The organism is Roseofilum sp. SBFL, assembly GCF_017746885.1.
Lineage (GTDB): Bacteria > Cyanobacteriota > Cyanobacteriia > Cyanobacteriales > Desertifilaceae > Roseofilum.
On record NZ_JAGHZH010000189.1, the window covers coordinates 15,321 to 34,743 of the forward strand.

Below are 19,423 nucleotides of genomic sequence, written 5' to 3' on the forward strand. Positions count from 1 at the left end.
GAATGGGAAATAGGGAATGGGGAATCCCTCTATGACCCATTCCCCTTCTGCTGCGTGAAGCACTTATTGGTCAGAGAAGTCGGTAGAAATCGATTCATAGGTCGGTCGATTGGGCGATCGCCGGCCAGTTCCTTCTTGCATCAAGTCGATTTCCACATCGCTGGAATCTCCATCTTCACGAGTCTCGACTTTATGCACTCCAATGTCTAAACAGAGGGATTGCAATTCTCGCATCAGCACTTTAAACGATTCTGGCGTTCCTGGTCGGGGAATGGCTTTACCTTTAACAATGGCATTGAGAGCCTCATTTCGGCCTTGCATATCATCAGATTTCACGGTCAGCAACTCTTGCAAGGTATAGGCTGCACCAAAGGCCTCAAGCGCCCAAACTTCCATTTCTCCGAACCGTTGTCCACCCTGTTGGGCTTTTCCACCCAAAGGCTGTTGAGTCACCAAGGAGTAAGGGCCGGTTGAGCGAGCATGGATCTTATCATCTACTAAGTGAACCAATTTCAGCATATAAGCTTTACCCACCGTAATCGGGCGGTCAAAGGCCTCACCTGTGCGGCCGTCAAATAACTGGATTTTGCCTGCATTTTTGGGGTCATAGAGCCACTCTTTACCCGTGTAATGGGCAGCTTCTTTGAGCTTGTTATGCACTGTCGCCCTAGACATTTCCCGGCTGTGCATTTCATCAAAGGGTTGCAGCTTAAACCGGCGCTCTAGGTTTTCACCTGCCCATCCCAACAGACATTCAAATACTTGACCCACATTCATCCGGGAGGGAACCCCTAGGGGATTTAAGACGATATCCACGGGGGTGCCATCGGGCAGGTAGGGCATATCTTCCAGGGGCAAAATCCGGGAAATAATCCCCTTATTCCCATGTCGTCCTGCCATTTTATCGCCCACTTGGATCTTCCGTTTTTGGGCTACATAGACGCGGACGACCATATTAGCTCCAGGGGGCAATTCATCCCCTTCTTCACGAGTAAAGATACGCACGTCTACCACGCGCCCCTTTTCACCGTTGGGAACTCGCAGGGAGTTATCGCGGACATCGCGGGCTTTTTCACCGAAAATGGCTCGGAGGAGTTTTTCTTCTGGGGGTTGGTCGGATTCCCCTTTAGGAGTCACTTTACCTACGAGGATATCCCCAGATTCTACCCAAGCGCCTTTACGGATAATGCCGCCTTCGTCTAAGTTCCGCAGGGAGTCTTCACCGACGTTGGGAATTTCGCGGGTAATTTCTTCAGGGCCAAGTTTGGTTTGCCGAGCTTCAATTTCGTATTTTTCTACATGGATGGATGTATACAGATCTTCGGAAACCAGACGCTCGGAAATCAGGATTGCGTCCTCGTAGTTGTAGCCTTCCCAAGGCATGTAGGCTACTAGGATATTTTGACCTAGGGCTAACTCTCCCCCTTCTGTGGCACTGCCGTCAGCCAGAATTTGACCGACTAAAACGCGATCGCCTTCATAAACAATGGGACGCTGAGATAAACAGGTATCCTGGTTTGACCGTTGATATTTTTGCAACTGATATTCAACGATCTGGGGAATCGCTCCTTCTGAACCCTCCTCCGATGTTTCTGGATCGGAAGTGACCTGAATCCTGGTTGCGTCTACAAAGCTAACGACACCATTGGTCTTGGAGACAATGACCATGCCGGAGTCGCGGGCAGCTTGGGGTTCCAGACCTGTCCCCACTAAGGGTCGCTCTGGCCGGAGTAGGGGTACAGCTTGCCGTTGCATGTTCGATCCCATCAGGGCGCGGTTCGCGTCATCATGTTCTAGGAAGGGAATTAAGGAGGTTGCCACCGAGATAATCTGTACGGGAGAAACGGCTACATAGTCCACCTGGGTGGGGGCGGCAGTTGTAAATTCCTGGCGATAGCGCACGGGAATAATTTCTCCTAAGATTTTGCCCTCTTCATCGCAAGAAATGTCTCCAGGAGCTACCTGGAGGTCGTCTTCTTCATCCGCCGTCATGAAGAGGGGCGCTAGGTCTCGGCGTACATATCCGTTTTCTACAGGATAGTAGGGGGTAGCAATAAAGCCGAATTCGTTGACCTTGGCGTGGGTGGCTAAGGAACCTATCAATCCCGCGTTGGGGCCTTCTGGGGTTTCAATGGGGCAGATGCGACCGTAGTGGGAGGGGTGAATATCCCGTACGGCAAAGCCCGCTCGTTCGCGGGTGAGTCCTCCTGGTCCTAGGGCGCTTAACCGCCGTTTGTGGGTCAGTTCCGCTAGGGGGTTGGTTTGATCCATAAATTGGGAGAGCTGGGAAGAGCCGAAAAACTCTTTGATCGCAGCCACGAGTGGCTTAGGATTGACCAGGGAGGTGGGAGTGAGGGAGTCGGAGTCAGAAACGGTCATCCGTTCGCGGATGATACGTTCTAGGCGATTTAAGCCGACTCTGACTTGGTTTTGTAGAAGTTCACCCACGGAGCGAATTCGCCGGTTTCCCAGGTGATCGATGTCATCAATGCTACCGAGATCGAATTCAAGGTTAATCAGGTAGTTGATGGCAGACATGATGTCTTTGGGGGTGAGGACTCTGATGCTGGCGGGGATAGTTAAGCCCAGTTTTCGGTTCAGTTTATAGCGCCCAACTTTGCCGAGATCGTAGCGCTTGGGGTCAAAGAATCTAGACTCTAGGAGTTGTTGTCCACCGTTGACAGTGGGAGGTTCTCCAGGTCGCAGTTTGCGGTAGAGTTCGAGGAGGGCTTCTTCGTCGGAGAAGTCTCCTTCTTTTTCGATGGTTTTTTGGAAGTAGTCGGGGTGGCGCAGACCTTCTAAGATTTCACCGGTACTCATGCCTAGGGCTTTGAGTAGGACTTGGGCGGAGAGTTTGCGGGTTTTGTCGATTCTTACCCAAACAAGGCCGTTTTTGTCGGTTTCAAATTTGAGCCATGCGCCTCGGTTGGGAATTAGGGAGGCATTGTAGGTGCGACGGCCATTTTTGTCGGTTTCGGACTTGTAGTAGACTCCTGGAGACCGGACAATTTGGTTGACAATTACCCGTTCTGCCCCGTTAATAATGAAGGTTCCGCGATCGGTCATCAAGGGCAGTTCGCCAATGAAGACTTCTTGTTCTTTAATTTCTCCCGTTTCTTTGTTGATTAGACGGGTGGGCACGTACATTTGCACGGCATAGGTTGCGTCCCGGCGTTTGGCTTCGTCTACTTCGTATTTGGGACGTTTGAGTTTATAGTTTTTGCCAATAAAATGAAGTTCGAGTTTTCCGGTATAGTCAGAGATGGGAGAGAAGCTATCGAGTTCTTCAATTAATCCTTCTTCTAGAAACCAGCGAAAGCTTGAGCGTTGGATTTCGACCAGATCGGGTAGGGTAAACTGGGTGGAAGTTTCGGTAATCTGATTCATTATCAAGAGTGGGTAATTAGCTAGGAAAATTCAGGGAATAGGGAATAGGGAATAAGTTTTTCCGTGTCTGCGTGTCCTTTTCTCCACGCGTCTTTGCGTGTTCTGTGTCTGTGTGTCCCTCTATCTTCCGATACCCCCATCCCCCTCCATCTACAACGTGGGCAGTTGGAAGAGGGTTTGGGCGTTTTGGGTGGTTGAGAGTGCTAGGGTTTCTAAGGGGATGTCTCGCAGGGAGGCGATCGCCTCTGCCACATAGCGAACATAGGCCGGTTCATTCCGTTTGCCTCGTTTGGGGACAGGAGCTAGGAAGGGACAGTCGGTTTCGATCAGGAGGCGATCGCTGGGCACCATTTGACAGGATTCTTGAATTTGAGTGGCTTTTTTAAAGGTGACTGTGCCACTAAAGCTAATATAAAACCCTAGGTCTAAAAACCATTGGGTTTCTTCTGGTGTTCCTCCCCAACAATGCATCACTCCTTTGAGTTTTCCATGGGTTTGGTAAAATTCTCTCAGGTATTCGGCTAAGGGGGCTGCTGCATCCCGACAGTGAATAATCACGGGTAAACCCAGTTTATGGGCAATTTCCAGTTGCGCCTCTAGGGCTTGCTGTTGTTGCTTTCGGTTACTCGCTTTGTAAAAATCTAAGCCTGTTTCCCCGATCGCCACCACTTTGGGATCGCTTTGGGCTAAATTGAAAATTTGCTCCCCTATTTCTGGAACCCAATCCTGGCTCTCTAGGGGATGGAAACCAACGGCAAAATAGAGTTCCTCATACTGGTGGGCTAAGGTTTGGATACTTTCAAATTCCTTGGGGGTCACACAGGAATGGATCAATTGAACCACTTCGGCTGTAGACCATCGGTTTCTTATATCGTCTCTTTCTTGATTGTACACATCAAAATTGATGTGTACATGGGTATCGATTAACTGCATGATTCTCCCAAATTTCAGGGTTTAACAAGCACTCTCAAGGGTCAGCAATAGCCGAAACCGCTTTACCCAACTCTCGATCATTAACCGAATCCTGGCGATCCGGCCCAAATTTTCAGGAGGACAATCTTGGGCTGATGACCCAGGGGGAAGGAGTTTGGGGTGAATTGACGGTGGGTTAGGAGATGAAGTTACCCCAAACTGACAGGGGATTAGAATGGGAAAGGCTTCAGGAGGCCGCTGGAGTTTCCAGTTTTTTCAGCGCTTTGGCTAGACGGGCTTTACGACGAGACCCAGTGTTCCGGTGAAGTACGCCTCGTTTTACCGATTTATCAATTTTGCTGTACGCTTGATTCATCAGGGTTTGAATTTCCTGCGCTTTTTCTGGGCTAGGGCTGGCGCTTTGCTCTTCAACGGCGGTAAAGAATTTTTTCATCAGAGTCCTTACCGCAGATTTATAGGCTTTGTTCCGGAGACGATTACGTTCAGCAATTTGAACGCGCTTGATAGCAGACTTGATGTTAGGCACGGTGTTTAAACTTGGGGTAACAGTAACAGCATTCGGGATAGACCCGATATTAAGATTAAGTGTCAGACATTCGAGTATAGCATTTATTCTGCTCAGTTGGATCTTACCCGACCCGTCAAATCCACGTTAAGCTATAAGATGACGATGACCTGGATTAAGGAGGTGAAACCCTTGGGTTGCTTCTGGAGTCTGGGTTGCGTCAATGGGGAGACTTAACGTGGCAATCAATCTAACCTATGCTGAGAATTATTAGCCAGCGATCTGAAGCAGAAGCAGAATTACGGCGGATTTGCGATCGCACCTTTGATGAGGAAATGGTTCATAAAGAGGCGACGGTTCAGCAGGTGCTGCAAACCGTAAGGCGCAACGGCGACGGGGCCCTTTTGGACTATACGGAAGAGTTTGATGGCCAACGACTGGAGGTGAGTCAGTTGCGCGTCAGTGCCCTGGAATTAGAGGCAGCCTATCAGCAAGTGGATAAACCGTTGTTGGATGCCATTGAGTTGGCCAGTCGTCAAATTGAAGCATTTCATCGCCAACGCGCTCCTAAGTCTTGGGTCCATTTTGGGGAACATGAAGTGGTGTTGGGCAAGCATTATACCCCGGTTGACCGGGCGGGAATTTATATTCCGGGAGGACGGGCCGCTTATCCGAGTACGGTGTTGATGAATGCAATCCCAGCTAAGGTTGCCGGTGTCCCCCGAATTGTCATGTGTACGCCACCTGGGTCTAATCAAGGCATTAGTCCAGCCGTGCTGGTCGCTGCTCAGTTGGCTGGGGTGGATGAGATTTATCGGATCGGAGGCGCTCAGGCGATCGCCGCCTTAGCCTATGGTACACAAACGGTTCCCAAGGTGGATTTAATTACGGGGCCGGGAAATATTTATGTGACGCTAGCCAAGAAAATGGTCTATGGGGTCGTGGGAATTGATTCGTTGGCGGGCCCCTCGGAAGTGCTGGTGATTGCCGATAGTGAGGCGAACCCGGTGCATGTGGCCACAGATTTGTTGGCCCAAGCGGAACATGACCCGATGGCGGCGGCAATTTTAATCACGACTGACCGCACGTTAGCCAGACAGGTGGCTACGGAAGTGGAGCAACAGCTCATTAACCATCCGCGACAAATTCTAACGGAAAAGGCGATCGCCCATTATGGGTTAATTGTGGTCGTTGAGTCTTTAGACGAAGCTGTAGAACTCTCCAATTTGTTTGCTCCTGAACATTTAGAACTGGAAGTCGCCGAACCCTGGGATCTCCTCCCTCAAATTCGCCATGCTGGAGCGATTTTCCTCGGCTATTCGACTCCAGAAGCGGTGGGAGATTATTTAGCCGGGCCCAATCATACTCTACCGACTTCAGGAGCGGCTCGCTATGCCTCAGCCTTGGGGGTAGAAACCTTTATGAAACATTCAAGCTTAATTCAATATTCCCCCACTGCTTTAAATAAAATGGCCAGCGCCATTATTACTTTGGCTGATGCAGAAGGGTTGCCCTCCCATGCCCATTCTGTACGGGTGAGAACTTCTTCTCCAGAGCAAGATTAGGGCGTTATGAAGGAGCAGAATCATCCCCAGTTGTATCGATGGCTCAAGGAGCGAATTAGGCGATCGCCAGGGGGCAAAATTACCTTTGCTCAATATATGGAATCGGTGCTATATCAGCCTGAATTTGGCTATTACAGTGCCTATCAGACGGAAATTGGCAAATTTGGCGATTACTTCACTTCGGCCAGTCTAGGGGCCGATTTTGCCCAGCTTTTGGCCTGTCAATGGGTGCAAATGTGGCAGATTTTGGGCTGTCCCACTCCCTTTTCAGTAGTAGAAATGGGCGCAGGAACCGGACAAGTGGCGGCCGATGTCTTAAGGTATTTAGAAACCTATGATATCGCTTTTTTTCAGAGTCTCGATTATCGGATCGTGGAAAAATCTCCGGGATTAAGGCAGATACAGAAACAAAATTTAGCGCCTTGGTTCGGGGAAACCCCGCGAGTTCAATGGTGCGACTGGACAGATTTAGGTTTGATTCAGGGCTGTTTTTTTTCTAATGAATTAGTCGATGCGTTTCCGGTGTCTTTAGTCGTGCGTTCTGGGGAGAAGCTGCAAGAAGTGTTTGTTACCTTGGACGATCGAGACAATGTGGTGGAGGTTTTAGGGGCGTTATCAACCCCAAAATTAGCTCGATATTTTGAGAATTTGGGCATTGATTTATGCTCGGATGCTTATCCAGAGGGCTATCGCACAGAAGTGAATTTAGCGATGCTAGACTGGCTAGAGGCGATCGCCACCCGCTTAGATCGCGGTTATGTTATTACGATTGATTACGGATATACTGCCCAACGATATTATCAACCCAGGCGCACAACAGGAACGTTACAATGTTATACTCGCCACCATCGCCACGATTGTCCCTATATTAATATGGGCTATCAAGATATCACCGCCCATGTCGATTTCACCAGCCTAGAGCATGAGGGCAAACGCTGGGAACTAGAGCCATTAGGGTTTACAGAGCAAGGGTTATTTTTAATGGCGCTGGGACTCGGCGATCGCCTGACAGCCTTATCAGAAAGTTCCCTTTCTATTACTGAACTGTTTAGCCGTCGAGATGCTTTACATCAGTTAATCGATCCCCTGGGTTTGGGCGGGTTTAAGGTATTAATCCAGGGGAAAGGATTAAGCAAACAGGAGAAAGGCAATGTCTTAAAAGGTTTAGCCCATCCTCGATCGGTTTAAACCCTTTGAGATCTTGTTGATAGAGTTAAATCGGGAAAAAATACCGTACTCAACCTGTTAGACAGATCCAAAGACTAAAGCACTGGTTAAAAATCTCTCCAATGGGTTCTATAAGATTCAACCCCCGTAATAAAAGCGGATTTCTTTCTCCTTTAATGGGGCAAAGTCGACATCGAGTAACTTTTGATTGAGTTCATCTTGAGGTAAATGCTTGGCTCCGATGCGAACAATGCGCGATCGCATCGTATTACTGACTCCACTGCGTTGGCGATTAGCTTCCAAACCCATAACGTTATGATATAACTCTAACTTGGCTGGGGGAATGGGACTGCCATCTAAATCAATCCCTTGGGCGATCGCCACATCCACTGCATGCGCACCCGTTATTTTCTGTTCTTCTGAAGCCATTTTTATCATTACCTTCACATTAAAATCAGCTTACAATAGGCCAAAATATAGAGTCAAGCGTTGAGCGCAAGTTTTATAAGGTTAGCTTTTATAGTACGAAGCGCTAGAAAATAGGAAATAATCACCCATTACCAGCGCACAATGCCCTAAAAACTAGGATTTAGTAGAATTATTTAACCGACGAGCTAAAAGTCTTGATTTTAAAGCTATCTCAATTCTTTCCAAAACCTTGGTCATCCCTGTAGTATTAATCATTTCTGGGGTAAGATCCACATTTTGAGCGGCTTGCATGGCTTTTTCTGTTAGAGCATGGCTAGCATAACCCGTAATAATTAAAACTAAATCAGCACTGGCGATATGACTTTCCATTTGTTGAGCCATTTGTAAGCCATCTTGAGCTGTACACCAATTTAAGTCCACTTTAGATGCTCGCAGGCGATTCTTAACTGCTGTTGCTAATTTATCATGGCCTCCAAATACCACAACTTTCCCCTCCAAAAGCATGTAGGGATTCGGTTGTTTTTCCGATACCCGATGGCGAGTTTTGGGCTGAACATTACGAGGCAATTCTACCCTGGCTCGGTTTTCCAGGGCTTTTTCGTAGATAAAATTTAGGGTTTGTTCATGAGAGCCTCGCAAGCGAGCAACGGGCCCTTCTTTGCTATATAAATTGATTTGATGAATGAGGGATTCAATTACATCCTCTAACGCTTGAATAGCCTTGAGGTCTTGAATATAGGGGCGAATGGCAACGGCTGCATCGGTAGCACTATAAAAGTCTTCTTGTTCAGAAATCATATCGAGCAAATCGGCTTTTAATTCTTGCCGCCAGCGATAGGTTTGCTCGGCTAATTGTTCATCGAGTAAGCGTTCTTCATTCAGAATGAGTTGGCGATCAGCAACTTGGGCCGCTAAAATAGGGGCTTCTTCAAGTTGTTGACGTAAATCAGCGGCTTTTTCTTCTAACTTTTGTCGGGTAACACTATCGCCTAAACTGAAATTATCAAAGTCAGTGAGGATTTTTTCTACATCTGCTAATAAAGGTTTCAGTCGTTTTTCAATTTCAGCCACAGCAGATTGAACCTGTTCATCCCGTTGTTGCTCCAAACGGGTGGCTTCAAGTTCAAGTTTGGCTGCTGATAATAAGTCTTGAACTGAGTTTTCTAAATGATCTAATTCTGAGATATCCATATTCATGATCGATGGAAGATAGGTAAACGTTACTGGGGTCTGCCTTGGATGTGTCCAACCTACGCCGTAACCATCCAAAAGAGATATTAAGTTTATCTTATGATCTTATCGTTGATTGCGGTCAGACTGGTAAGTTAGCTTTAACTGTTTATGTCTTCTGGCGATCGGTGTTAGGATAAGTGGGGAGTGGGTAAAATTTGGAGAAAAGGAGTGTTGGTTCACGATGAAGGCGATCGCTCCATTTTCCCAGACCCTCTGAATCCGATCAACCCCATCAATCATGCAGTATCGACGATTTGGCAGAACCGATATCCCGATGCCTGTCTTCTCCTGTGGAGGAATGCGCTATCAATACAAGTGGCAAGATAAGGCTCTATCGGAGATTCCAGAAGATAATCAGAAAAATCTAGAAGCGACCATTCGCCGTGGGTTAGACTTGGGAATTACCCATATCGAAACGGCTAGGGGATATGGTACATCAGAGCTACAATTGGGTCAGATTTTACCGAAACTGCCCCGCGATCGGTTCATTATCCAAACCAAGGTTTCTCCCAAAGCCGACCCCGAAGTTTTTCGCCAAAACCTCGAAACTTCCCTTCAGAACCTGCAACTCGATACCATCGATCTGTTAGGCATTCACGGAATTAATACTCAAGAGATTATCCATCAAACGGTTCGTCCTGGAGGCTGTTTAGAGGTGGCTCGCGAGTACCAAAAACAGGGCAGAATTCGTTTTATTGGCTTCTCCACTCATGGCCCTACGGATATCATTACCCAAGCGATTGAAACCGGTGAATTTGATTATGTAAACCTCCATTGGTACTACATTAATCAACGTAACTGGCCGGCTATTGAGGCGGCTCAAAGGCATGATGTGGGGATGTTTATCATTAGTCCTTCGGATAAAGGAGGACAACTCTATAAACCGCCGCAAAAACTGGCGAATCTTTGCGCCCCTCTGAGTCCGATGGTGTTTAATGACCTGTTTTGCCTCAGTCATCCTCAAGTACATACCCTGAGTTTAGGCGCAGCCTGTCCGAGTGATTTTGAGGAGCATCTGAAGGTCTTACCCCTGTTGGATCGGGCGGATGAGGTCTTACCGCCTATTCTCCATCGTTTAGAGGAAGCGGCGATCGCCACTTTAGGAGAAACTTGGTACAAAACTTGGCATGTTGGCCTGCCCACTCCCGAACAAACTCCCAACCAGATCAATATTCACACCATTCTTTGGCTCAGGAATCTAGCCCTAGCCTACGATTTAGTCGAATATGCCAAAATGCGCTATAACCTGCTCGGTAATGGCAGTCACTGGTTTCCCGGCAATAAAGGCAATAACCTTAATGTTGACCTAGCTCCCTGTTTAGCCAACAGTCCCCACGCCGATATTATTCCCAAACTGCTCCAAGAAACCGACCAATTGCTTGGTGGGCAAGAGGTCAATCGCCTATCCCAGTCGTGAGATTGATTAAAAATTAAAATATGCAGTATCGACGATTTGGCAGAACCAATCTGCCGATGCCTATCTTCTCCTGTGGAGGGATGTGGTGTCACTACACCTGGCAAGATACCCCCCGATCCAAGATTCCAAAAGATAATCAGAAAAATCTAGAAGCGACCCTTTGCCGTGCTTTGGAGGTGGGAATTACTCATATTGAAACGGCTAGGGCATATGGGACATCAGAGCTACAATTGGGTCAAGTTTTCCCAAAACTGCCCCGCGATCGCCTCATTGTGCAAACCAAGGTTTCTCCAAAGCCAGATCCGGAAATCTTTCGCCAAAACCTGGAAATTTCCCTCCAGAACCTACAACTCGATATGATCGATTTATTGGCTATTCATGGAATTAATACTCAAGAGCTGATCGATCAAACTTTGCGTCCTGGGGGCTGTTTAGACATAGCCCATCAATACCAAAAACAGGGCAGAATTTGCTTTATTGGCTTTGCCACCCATGGCCCTACGGATATAATTACCCAAGCCATTGAAACCGGTGAATTTGACTATGTAAACCTCCATTGGTACTACATCAATCAAACCAACTGGCCAGCTATTGAAGCAGCTCAAAGCCAGGATATGGGTGTATTTATCATTAGTCCTTCAGATAAAGGGGGGCAACTTTATAAACCGCCGCAAAAATTGGTGGATCTTTGCGCTCCCCTCAGTCCGATGCTGTTTAATGACTTGTTTTGTCTGAGTCACCCTCAACTGCATACTTTGAGCTTAGGTGCAGCCCGTCCGAGTGATTTTGACGAGCATTTGAAGGTCTTACCCCTGTTAGATCGGGCGGATGAGGTCTTACCACCAATTCTCAGTCGTTTAGAAGAGGCGGCGATCGCCACTTTAGGAGAAACTTGGTACAAAACTTGGCATGTTGGCCTGCCCACTCCCGAACAAACCCCAAACCAGATCAATATTCCCACCATTCTTTGGCTCAGGAATCTAGCCCTAGCCTACGATTTAGTCGACTATGCCAAAAGGCGCTATAACCTGCTCGGTAATGGCAGTCACTGGTTTCCTGGCAATAAAGGCAATAACCTTAACGTTGACCTAGCTCCCTGTTTAGCCAACAGTCCCCACGCTGATATCATTCCCGATCTCCTCCAAGAAACCGACCAATTGCTTGGTGGGCAAGAGGTCAAGCGCCTATCCCAGTCGTGAGCAATTAAAAATTAAAAGTTAAAAATTAAAAATTACGTCTGATGTTGGCGTGAGATTGTCTACAATAGGAATCAATGATGAAGTTTACGTCAACATACTCCTATGCCTGCAAAAACCAGCGAAAATTCCGATAAACAGAAGGCCCTCAAAGCCGTTCTCACCCAGATTGAGCGTAGTTTTGGTAAAGGTGCAATCATGCGCCTGGGTGATGTGGGGCGCATGAAAGTAGAAACCATTCCCACGGGGGCGCTCACCCTAGATTTAGCCCTAGGGGGAGGGTTACCCAAAGGGCGAGTGATTGAAATCTATGGTCCAGAAAGTTCAGGGAAAACCACCTTAGCACTCCATGCCATTTCTGAAGTCCAGAAAGGGGGAGGTGTAGCCGCCTTTGTGGATGCCGAACATGCTCTAGATCCCACCTATGCCTCAGTTTTGGGTGTCGATATTGAAAACTTGCTCGTTTCCCAGCCCGATACGGGAGAAATGGCTCTAGAGGTGGTCGATCAGTTGGTGCGATCGGCTGCGGTTGATATTGTGGTAGTAGACTCCGTCGCCGCTTTAGTCCCTCGCTCAGAAATTGAAGGCGATATGGGAGATGCGCCCATGGGTGCCCAAGCCCGGCTGATGAGCCAAGCTATGCGTAAAATCACGGGTAATATTGGTAAGTCAGGCTGTACTGTGATTTTCCTTAACCAACTGCGGCAAAAAATTGGTGTTGTTTATGGCAATCCTGAAACCACTACTGGCGGTAATGCCCTCAAGTTCTATGCCTCTGTGCGTCTCGATATCCGCCGTATCCAAACTTTGAAAAAAGGTTCAGAAGAATACGGAATTCGGGCAAAAGTGAAAGTAGCCAAAAACAAGGTTGCTCCTCCGTTCCGGATTGCCGAATTTGATATTATTTTTGGTAAAGGGATCTCCTCCATGGGCTGTCTTTTGGATATTGCCGAAGAGACTGGAGTGATTACCAAAAAAGGCGCTTGGTACAGTAAAGATGGTAATAATATTGGCCAAGGACGAGATAATACCATTCAGTATATGCAGGAGAATCTTCCGTTTACTCAAGGGGTGGAAAATCAGGTTCGCCAGAAACTCGATATGGGAGCGGTAGTTTCTGCGAACTCTGTAACCCCAGTCAGTGAGGAAGATGCTAATGGACTAACTAATGGTGGTGATTTACCCGATCTCAACGTTGATCTTGAAGAGGAGGAGTTAGAATTGTAGCCAACCTACAGTGAGTAGTGTAGGTTGAATTGGTATTGGGTGTCGTTCCTCAACCCAACCTACACTCTTACGCCCAAAATTAAGCTTGCCAGCCCACTACCCCTCTGCCATTACCTATTACCTATTACCCCATTGGTTTTGGTCACAGCCTGCGGTACTCTAGATCCGGTGAGTCTATCTCAGAATTACTCTTATTTCACGTCCCCTTGACAAGATGTTACAAAACTAATCGCAAACATGAAAATTTTATTTGTTGCCGCAGAAGCAGCACCATTGGCTAAAGTGGGTGGTATGGGTGATGTTGTTGGTGCCCTGCCCAAAGTCTTACGAAAAAAGGGTCATGATGTGCGGGTTTTCATGCCCTATTATGGTTTTTTACCGGATAAAATAGATATCCCAGAAGAACCGGTTTGGAAAGGAACAGCAATGTTCCAAGATTTTGAAATTTATCAGGCTTTTTTACCTAAATCTGATGTGCCGCTCTATTTGTTTGGCCATCCTTCTTTTTCGGGGCGCAATGTCTATTTTGGTGAGGATGAAGGATGGAGGTTTACATTATTTGCGAATGCGGCTGCTGAGTTTGCTTGGAATTATTGGCGACCCAGTATTGTCCATTGCCATGATTGGCACGCAGGCATGTTGCCGGTGTGGTTGCATGAAACGCCAGATATTAATACTGTGTTTACGATTCATAATTTGGCCTATCAAGGCCCTTGGCGTTGGTATTTAGACCAAATTACTTGGTGTCCATGGTATATGGAAGGCCATAATACCATGGCGGCAGCCGTACAATTTGCGAATAAGGTGACGACGGTTTCGCCCACTTATTCGGAACAGATTAAAACCTCAGAATATGGTGAAAATTTAGAGGGTTTACTTTCTTATGTGAGCGGTAAAAGTATCGGTATTTTGAATGGCATTGATACGGAGAGTTATAATCCCCAAACGGACAGATATCTGTATCAGAATTTTAATGCAGATACGTTGGAAAAACGCCCGATTAATAAGGTTTCTTTACAGGAAGAAATTGGCTTGGAAGTCAATAAAGGGGCGTTTTTAATGGGGATGGTTACCCGGTTAGTTGAGCAGAAGGGGATCGATCTGGCGCTACAAATTCTGGATCGGTTTATGGCATATACGGATGCCCAGTTTGTGTTGTTGGGAACGGGCGATCGCTATTATGAAACGCAAATGTGGGATTTGGCTTCCCGCTATCGGGGACGGGTTTCGGTTCAGTTGCTCTATAATGATGCCCTGGCTCGACGCATTTATGCAGGATGTGATGCGTTCTTAATGCCTTCTCGGTTTGAGCCTTGTGGTATTAGCCAAATGTTAGCGATGCGTTATGGTTGTATTCCCATTGTACGTCGTACTGGCGGTTTGGTGGATACGGTGAGCTTCCACGATCCGGCGAAAGAGTTAGGAACTGGGTATTGCTTCGATCGCTACGAACCCCTAGATTTGTTTAGCTCTATGATTAAGGCGATGGAAGGCTTCCGATATAAGGAATATTGGAAAAAACTGCAACAGCGAGCGATGCGCCAAAATTATAGTTGGGATCTTTCAGCAGATCAGTATATCAAGATCTATGAGGAAATCTTCCCGGATGCTCCTCCTCCGCCTCCTCCGGCTCCTAAACCACAGGAAGAAGAAGAAACCGCAGCAGAAGAACCGAAGCCTTCTGCTGGGAGTACCAGTTTATAGTTTTTTGTTTCCTGAGAATGAAGAGACTCTTCTGATTCAATTTCTGATGCAATTCAGGAGAGTCTCTTTTTCATGGAGCTAAGGGGAACAGTAGGAGATGTTGTCCCATTTCTGTTGAAAACTTGTCATTAACCAAACCTTAAAAAAGGAAAGGGTAAAAGCTGTTTTTGCCTTATCTCTCTTGCTTTTACCCCTTGCTTCAAATCTAGTTAACCTGAATTCGGAATAAACAGCGACTCTTTCCTAAGAGTGCGCTCCTATACGAGGGAACGACTCATTGAACGTTACTCGTATCAGATCGAGTCAATCGAGTGTGCGCTCCGAGCAACCACTCCTTACGCGAGGGAGCTGGGGAACTAATCCCCCAAAGAGATCTCGCAATCAAGCCCAACCCATCATCATTATTCCTTCTCTCCTTATCCCGAACTCAGGTTAGTTAGTCTTCTCTCCAGTCTTCTCTGCCCAGTAAATCAACAATGCGATCGCGCAGTAAATATCCGTGGTTTTCTAATTCTAATTCTACAGATTTCCATTCTCGACTGGGAATATAACGGCACAAACTGTAAATAGGCTGTAATCTCTCGACGGAACCCACATCAACTAAATGACGGGCTTCATCTTTAATCATGGTGATTGAGTATTGCAGAGTTGGCATCATAATCCACACCTTTTATCTTATCGGTACAGGGTCGTAATAACACAGGTTAAGTATAAATACTTGAGTCTTTTGCTTCATTCTCCTATTGTGAGGGATATTGGGTATTTTTCCGCAATCTCTTTATGATTTTTAATGATTGGATGTTTGGCGAGCAATTTCATAACTGAGAAAATCATGGGCCATATCCGTTTCGGGAAAAATTGCCCGTGCTTCAGTTAATAAATCTTCCAATTGTAGGGCGTTCCCTGGGGCATATCGGGGACTAAAATGGGTGAGCATTAATTGCTTAACTTTGGCGGCTAGGGCAACTTGAGCAGCCATAGTAGAGGTAGAATGGAGGCGATCGTAGGCTAGTTGGGCATCTTGATGGGCAAAGGTAGATTCATGTACCAGTAAATCAGCACGTTGGGCTAAGTCTACTGCTCCTTCACAAAAGATAGTATCGGTGCAATACACAAAACTTCTGCCCACTTGAGTGGGGCCACAAAGTTTCGCACCGTGAATTTTGCGCCCGTCAGGGAGTGTAATCCATTCTCCTTTTTTCAGTTTGCCATAGAGGGGGCCGGGGGGAATGCCAAGAGACTGAGCGCGAGCAACATCAAAGCGTCCTGGACGGTCTTTTTCTTCCACTCGATAGCCAAAGGCGGGAACTTTATGTTTTAAGGGGCCGCAGATGACGCGATATTCTGCATCTTCATAAATTACACCGGGTTCTACAGTATGCACCTTAACTGGATAGGAAAAGTGGGTTTGGGAATAGCGGATACATCCTTGCAGGTATTCGCTTAGTTTGGGAGGGCCATAAATATCAATGTGTTCCATGCTTCCGGCTAACCCACAACTGGCAAGTAAACCCATCAGGCCAAAGATGTGATCGCCATGCATGTGAGTAACGAAGATTCGCCGAAGTTGGCTAACTTTAAGGTCACTGCGTTGGAATTGGTGCTGAGTCCCTTCTCCGCAGTCAAAGAGCCAGAGTTCAGACTTTTGAGGAAGACGAAGGGCGATCGCCGAAACATTACGCGATCGCGTAGGGACACCGGAGCTAGTTCCAAGAAAAGTTATTTGCACGCTAGGGTATCAAGGGGACTGCTTTCTCTATTTTAATCGAAGAGGTATTAAAGTGGGTTTCATTTACCCGTAACTTTATCAATTTAATTGTTAAGTATTGAATCTATAAATTCTTCACCGGTTAGTCGTGGATGATCGCCGGCTAAATCATAGAAGTGGGGCTTTTGGTCAATGAAGATTTCTCCGGCCAGCTTGAATTGGGTTGAATCATCAAATGTGCCCATCCAAAGCATATACTGATCTGCTTCTTTCAAACGATAGAAAAGATGAGTCCCACAACGACTACAAAATCCTCGCTCTGCCCATTCTGATGAATCAAATCGACTGATATTTTCCTCTCCTTCAAATGTGACTTGACCAACACTCACCGCAAATGCAGGGCCACCTGTCCATCGTACACAGATGTTACAGTGACAAGTATGAACATCAGTTTCCATCCCTTCGGCCAAGTAGGTAACTGCACCACACTGGCAATGTCCTGTTGCTTTCATGGGAACTCCCTGAAATATTTTTTTCACTCTCAAGTGTACCTTTAAAGCGCTATGCGCTGGTAATAAGTCAATAGGTAATGAGTCAATTGTGTTTTTCTTTAAGATTGCCCATTTTTAAGAGAGCGTAACGTTTTTATAATGTCACGAGGGTCAAGACGCTGAGTGTAATCTGCATTAATAAAAGATAGGGCTACTTTACCATCTTGACCGATAATGTAGGTGGCTGGAATAGGTAATTCAAAAGTTTCATCACCATTGTAAGCCGGAAGATCGATGTCAAAGCTTTGATAGATGACTCGGAGAGATTCTGGTAAGCGAAAGACTAAACCATAGCTTCGAGCGATGGAATTACCGCGATCGCTGAGAACATCAAATGTGAGTTGATTTTGGTCAACTGTGCCAGATGAATGATCAAAGGTTTGAGGTGAAATGGCAACGAGAGTCGTTCCTAGATCTTTTAAGTTGGGAGAGATGCGTTCGAGAGCTTGTAATTCCACGTTGCAAAACGGACACCATTGTCCTCGATAGAAGGAAATGACTACTGGCCCGACCTTAAGTAACTCACTGAGGGTGATGGTTTTTCCCATTGTATTGGGTAAAGAGAAGTCAGGAGCCAAGTCTCCGTTTTGACAGGCTTGCTCGATAATCCCAGAGTTCTGTAATTCTTCGGTTGCTTCCTTGAGTCTGGCTTTAATGCTTGCAGAGAGGTTTGCAAAAACAGCTTGGGATGTCTTATTTAAATTTTCGGTTAAACCCATAAATATCCCTTGATTAGCTCACTATCTTGTCTAGAATACTGGATTAAAATTAATCTAGGGTGAGAAATTCTAGAAGTTTTAGTATCCCTGGCTACTCAAATCCCAATAGGCTGGTTTCTTCCTTTCCCTGTCAACGCCCAGCAGGTAGCGCTATAATCTACATCAGGTCTAAATTAAATCAAAATTTTCCCCATTCCCTCATTCCCCACTTCTCACTTCCAATGTTACAACCGGAACAAGTTTTATCGGTTCAATCGACTTCTTCCCAACCTCTAGAGTGCCAGTTACACCGGAAATTGGGGCGGACGGCAGCAGGTCGGCAAACTTGGCTGGCAACAGATTTAAGGGTGAATGAACCAGTAACCCTTAAGCTGTTGGCATTTAATCCCCAGATGCAATGGGATGAGCTGAAGTTATTTGAGCGGGAAGCACAGGTTTTGCAAGCACTCGATCATCCTTGTATTCCCCAATATCGGGATTATTTTTCTTTGGATCAACAGATTGGGGGAGGGGTGCCTTGGTTTGGGTTGGTGCAGGAGTATATCCCGGGGGTGTCGTTGCAGGAGCAGTTGGAGAATGGGACGCGTTTTTCGGAAGAGGAAGTGAAGGAAATTGGGGCTTCGGTTCTGAAAATCTTGATCTATTTACACCGTCTAAGTCCCCCGGTGCTACATCGCGATATTAAGCCCAGTAATATTATGGGCACCTCTATTAATTGCTCTTTCGAGCAATTAATGAGATAAAAAAAGACCGCCTTTTTCCCAAAAGATGAAATTTTATCTAAGAAAACGTAAAAGCTTGCCTCCCATGCACATTACCCAAGCTCCAAATACCTGCTCTACTTTCGCTCTCGTTCTTGATTTTTCTCTATGGCTTAATTTTTGTGCTTCACTTAACGGTCTGTATCTACATCCTTTTTCATGGATTTTACTCTCAAATCCTAGGATTGATAAAGTCCATTCAATTTCTTCACTCCGATAGACGCTATCTGCCCATATCTCTGGATCTGCATTTTCTATATCTATCAGTTTCCCTAATACTTTTGAGTCATAAACTGATGCATCTATCACTTCATATTGGCGAATAATTCCATATTTTTTATCGATACTTATATGATTTTTATAGCCGTAGTGATTTTCACCATTTTTCTTCAACCACCGAGCGTCCAAATCCTTCTGACACAATCGGTTCGGCGTTTCTTTCCATTCTTCAGGAATTTCTCCTTCTCGGATTTATTTATTCTCTTTTCTGCTATTTCTTTGCCTCGGCACAGGAATTAGAGTCGCATCTCCTATTTGCCCTTCTTCCGCTTTATACCCTTGACTTTTTAGATACTCTTCTAATTGCTCAAACCATTCTTCTACTAATTTCTTTTTCGTCAGTTTTTCCTTAAACAACCCTACCGTTTTAGCATCGGGGACTGGATCTTCTATGCCCAGATTTAGAAACTTCATAAACGAGAGTCTATCCTTGACTTAGTCCTCCAATTGATCGTCACTTAAATTGAACAATTTTTGTAGGATAACTAACTTGAACATTAAGATACAGCGCTTCGCGCTGCTATGAGGTACATTGTTGATCGTAGATGTGAGTTGTCATTGCGACCGCAGGGAAGCAATCGCCAAGATTGGGGGATTTTGCGATTGCTTCATTCCACTTCGTTCCATTCGCAATGACTGATC

Annotated in this window: 17 protein-coding genes and 2 pseudogenes; 7 read left to right on the plus strand and 12 right to left on the minus strand. The window is 46.2% G+C overall.

The window, feature by feature from the left end; translation table 11 throughout:
• Nucleotides 1-63 precede the first annotated feature (63 nt).
• The 3 genes from rpoB to rpsT form a co-directional block, all read right to left on the minus strand.
• Nucleotides 64-3,387, minus strand: coding sequence for a DNA-directed RNA polymerase subunit beta (rpoB, locus tag J7545_RS21600; protein ID WP_318699479.1), 3,324 nt, complete (start codon nt 3,385-3,387; stop codon nt 64-66).
• A 150-nt stretch (nt 3,388-3,537) separates the two neighbouring features.
• Nucleotides 3,538-4,320 carry a TatD family hydrolase gene (locus J7545_RS21605; protein ID WP_318699478.1) on the minus strand — a complete coding sequence of 261 codons (783 nt, stop codon included), beginning with the start codon at nt 4,318-4,320 and terminating at the stop codon, nt 3,538-3,540.
• A 226-nt stretch (nt 4,321-4,546) separates the two neighbouring features.
• Nucleotides 4,547-4,846 carry a 30S ribosomal protein S20 gene (gene rpsT, locus J7545_RS21610; protein ID WP_271936720.1) on the minus strand — a complete coding sequence of 100 codons (300 nt, stop codon included), beginning with the start codon at nt 4,844-4,846 and terminating at the stop codon, nt 4,547-4,549.
• Nucleotides 4,847-5,082: 236 nt separating this feature from the next.
• Between rpsT and hisD the strand changes: the two genes are divergently transcribed.
• On the plus strand, nt 5,083-6,390 hold the full coding sequence (gene hisD / locus J7545_RS21615; protein ID WP_318699477.1) for a histidinol dehydrogenase: 1,308 nt from the start codon (nt 5,083-5,085) through the stop codon (nt 6,388-6,390).
• Between the two features lie 6 nt (nt 6,391-6,396).
• Nucleotides 6,397-7,578, plus strand: coding sequence for a class I SAM-dependent methyltransferase (locus J7545_RS21620; RefSeq protein ID WP_318699476.1), 1,182 nt, complete (start codon nt 6,397-6,399; stop codon nt 7,576-7,578).
• 117 nt (nt 7,579-7,695) lie between these two features.
• Here J7545_RS21620 and J7545_RS21625 read toward each other — a convergent pair whose 3' ends face one another.
• The 3 genes from J7545_RS21625 to J7545_RS21635 all read right to left on the minus strand — a co-directional run bounded on the left by J7545_RS21625 (nt 7,696) and on the right by J7545_RS21635 (nt 9,459).
• On the minus strand, nt 7,696-7,986 hold the full coding sequence (locus J7545_RS21625; RefSeq protein WP_318699475.1) for a DUF4090 family protein: 291 nt from the start codon (nt 7,984-7,986) through the stop codon (nt 7,696-7,698).
• Between the two features lie 153 nt (nt 7,987-8,139).
• Nucleotides 8,140-9,183, minus strand: a complete 1,044-nt coding sequence (locus tag J7545_RS21630) for a DUF2325 domain-containing protein (RefSeq protein ID WP_318720120.1) — start codon at nt 9,181-9,183, stop codon at nt 8,140-8,142.
• A 99-nt stretch (nt 9,184-9,282) separates the two neighbouring features.
• A complete protein-coding gene (locus J7545_RS21635; protein ID WP_318720121.1) occupies nt 9,283-9,459 on the minus strand; it encodes a hypothetical protein in 177 nt (58 codons plus the stop codon).
• Between J7545_RS21635 and J7545_RS21640 the strand changes: the two genes are divergently transcribed.
• From J7545_RS21640 to glgA, 4 genes are all read left to right on the plus strand, one after another.
• Nucleotides 9,458-10,636 (plus strand): aldo/keto reductase, encoded by a 1,179-nt coding sequence (locus tag J7545_RS21640; RefSeq protein WP_318699473.1) that lies wholly within the window; start codon nt 9,458-9,460, stop codon nt 10,634-10,636. The two genes, J7545_RS21635 and J7545_RS21640, sit on opposite strands and share 2 nt — an antisense overlap.
• Before the next feature lie 20 nt (nt 10,637-10,656).
• Nucleotides 10,657-11,835: an aldo/keto reductase gene (locus J7545_RS21645; RefSeq protein WP_318699472.1), complete on the plus strand. Its 1,179-nt coding sequence runs from the start codon at nt 10,657-10,659 to the stop codon at nt 11,833-11,835.
• A gap of 102 nt (nt 11,836-11,937) precedes the next feature.
• Complete coding sequence (recA, locus tag J7545_RS21650; RefSeq protein WP_318699471.1) at nt 11,938-13,059, plus strand: recombinase RecA; 1,122 nt, start codon at nt 11,938-11,940, stop codon at nt 13,057-13,059.
• Between the two features lie 237 nt (nt 13,060-13,296).
• Complete coding sequence (gene glgA / locus J7545_RS21655; protein WP_318699470.1) at nt 13,297-14,763, plus strand: glycogen synthase GlgA; 1,467 nt, start codon at nt 13,297-13,299, stop codon at nt 14,761-14,763.
• A gap of 436 nt (nt 14,764-15,199) precedes the next feature.
• On the opposite strand, the gene J7545_RS21660 is transcribed toward glgA, so the two are convergent.
• From J7545_RS21660 to J7545_RS21675, 4 genes are all read right to left on the minus strand, one after another.
• On the minus strand, nt 15,200-15,421 hold the full coding sequence (locus J7545_RS21660; protein WP_318699469.1) for a DUF4327 family protein: 222 nt from the start codon (nt 15,419-15,421) through the stop codon (nt 15,200-15,202).
• 129 nt (nt 15,422-15,550) lie between these two features.
• Nucleotides 15,551-16,492 carry a ribonuclease Z gene (locus tag J7545_RS21665; RefSeq protein ID WP_318699468.1) on the minus strand — a complete coding sequence of 314 codons (942 nt, stop codon included), beginning with the start codon at nt 16,490-16,492 and terminating at the stop codon, nt 15,551-15,553.
• Nucleotides 16,493-16,575: 83 nt separating this feature from the next.
• Nucleotides 16,576-16,983, minus strand: a complete 408-nt coding sequence (locus tag J7545_RS21670; protein WP_318699467.1) for a GFA family protein — start codon at nt 16,981-16,983, stop codon at nt 16,576-16,578.
• Nucleotides 16,984-17,081: 98 nt separating this feature from the next.
• Nucleotides 17,082-17,741 (minus strand): peroxiredoxin-like family protein, encoded by a 660-nt coding sequence (locus J7545_RS21675; protein WP_318699466.1) that lies wholly within the window; start codon nt 17,739-17,741, stop codon nt 17,082-17,084.
• Between the two features lie 221 nt (nt 17,742-17,962).
• On the opposite strand from J7545_RS21675, the pseudogene J7545_RS21680 reads away from it, so the two are divergent.
• A pseudogene (locus J7545_RS21680) lies at nt 17,963-18,457 on the plus strand (serine/threonine protein kinase); the annotation flags it as partial.
• Nucleotides 18,458-18,517: 60 nt separating this feature from the next.
• Here the strand turns inward: J7545_RS21680 and J7545_RS21685 are convergent.
• Entirely contained in the window at nt 18,518-18,925 is a 408-nt protein-coding gene (locus J7545_RS21685; protein ID WP_318699464.1) for a transposase, read from the minus strand.
• Between the two features lie 48 nt (nt 18,926-18,973).
• Nucleotides 18,974-19,204 (minus strand): annotated as a pseudogene (locus J7545_RS21690) (transposase); the annotation flags it as partial.
• Between the last annotated feature and the right edge of the window lie 219 nt (nt 19,205-19,423).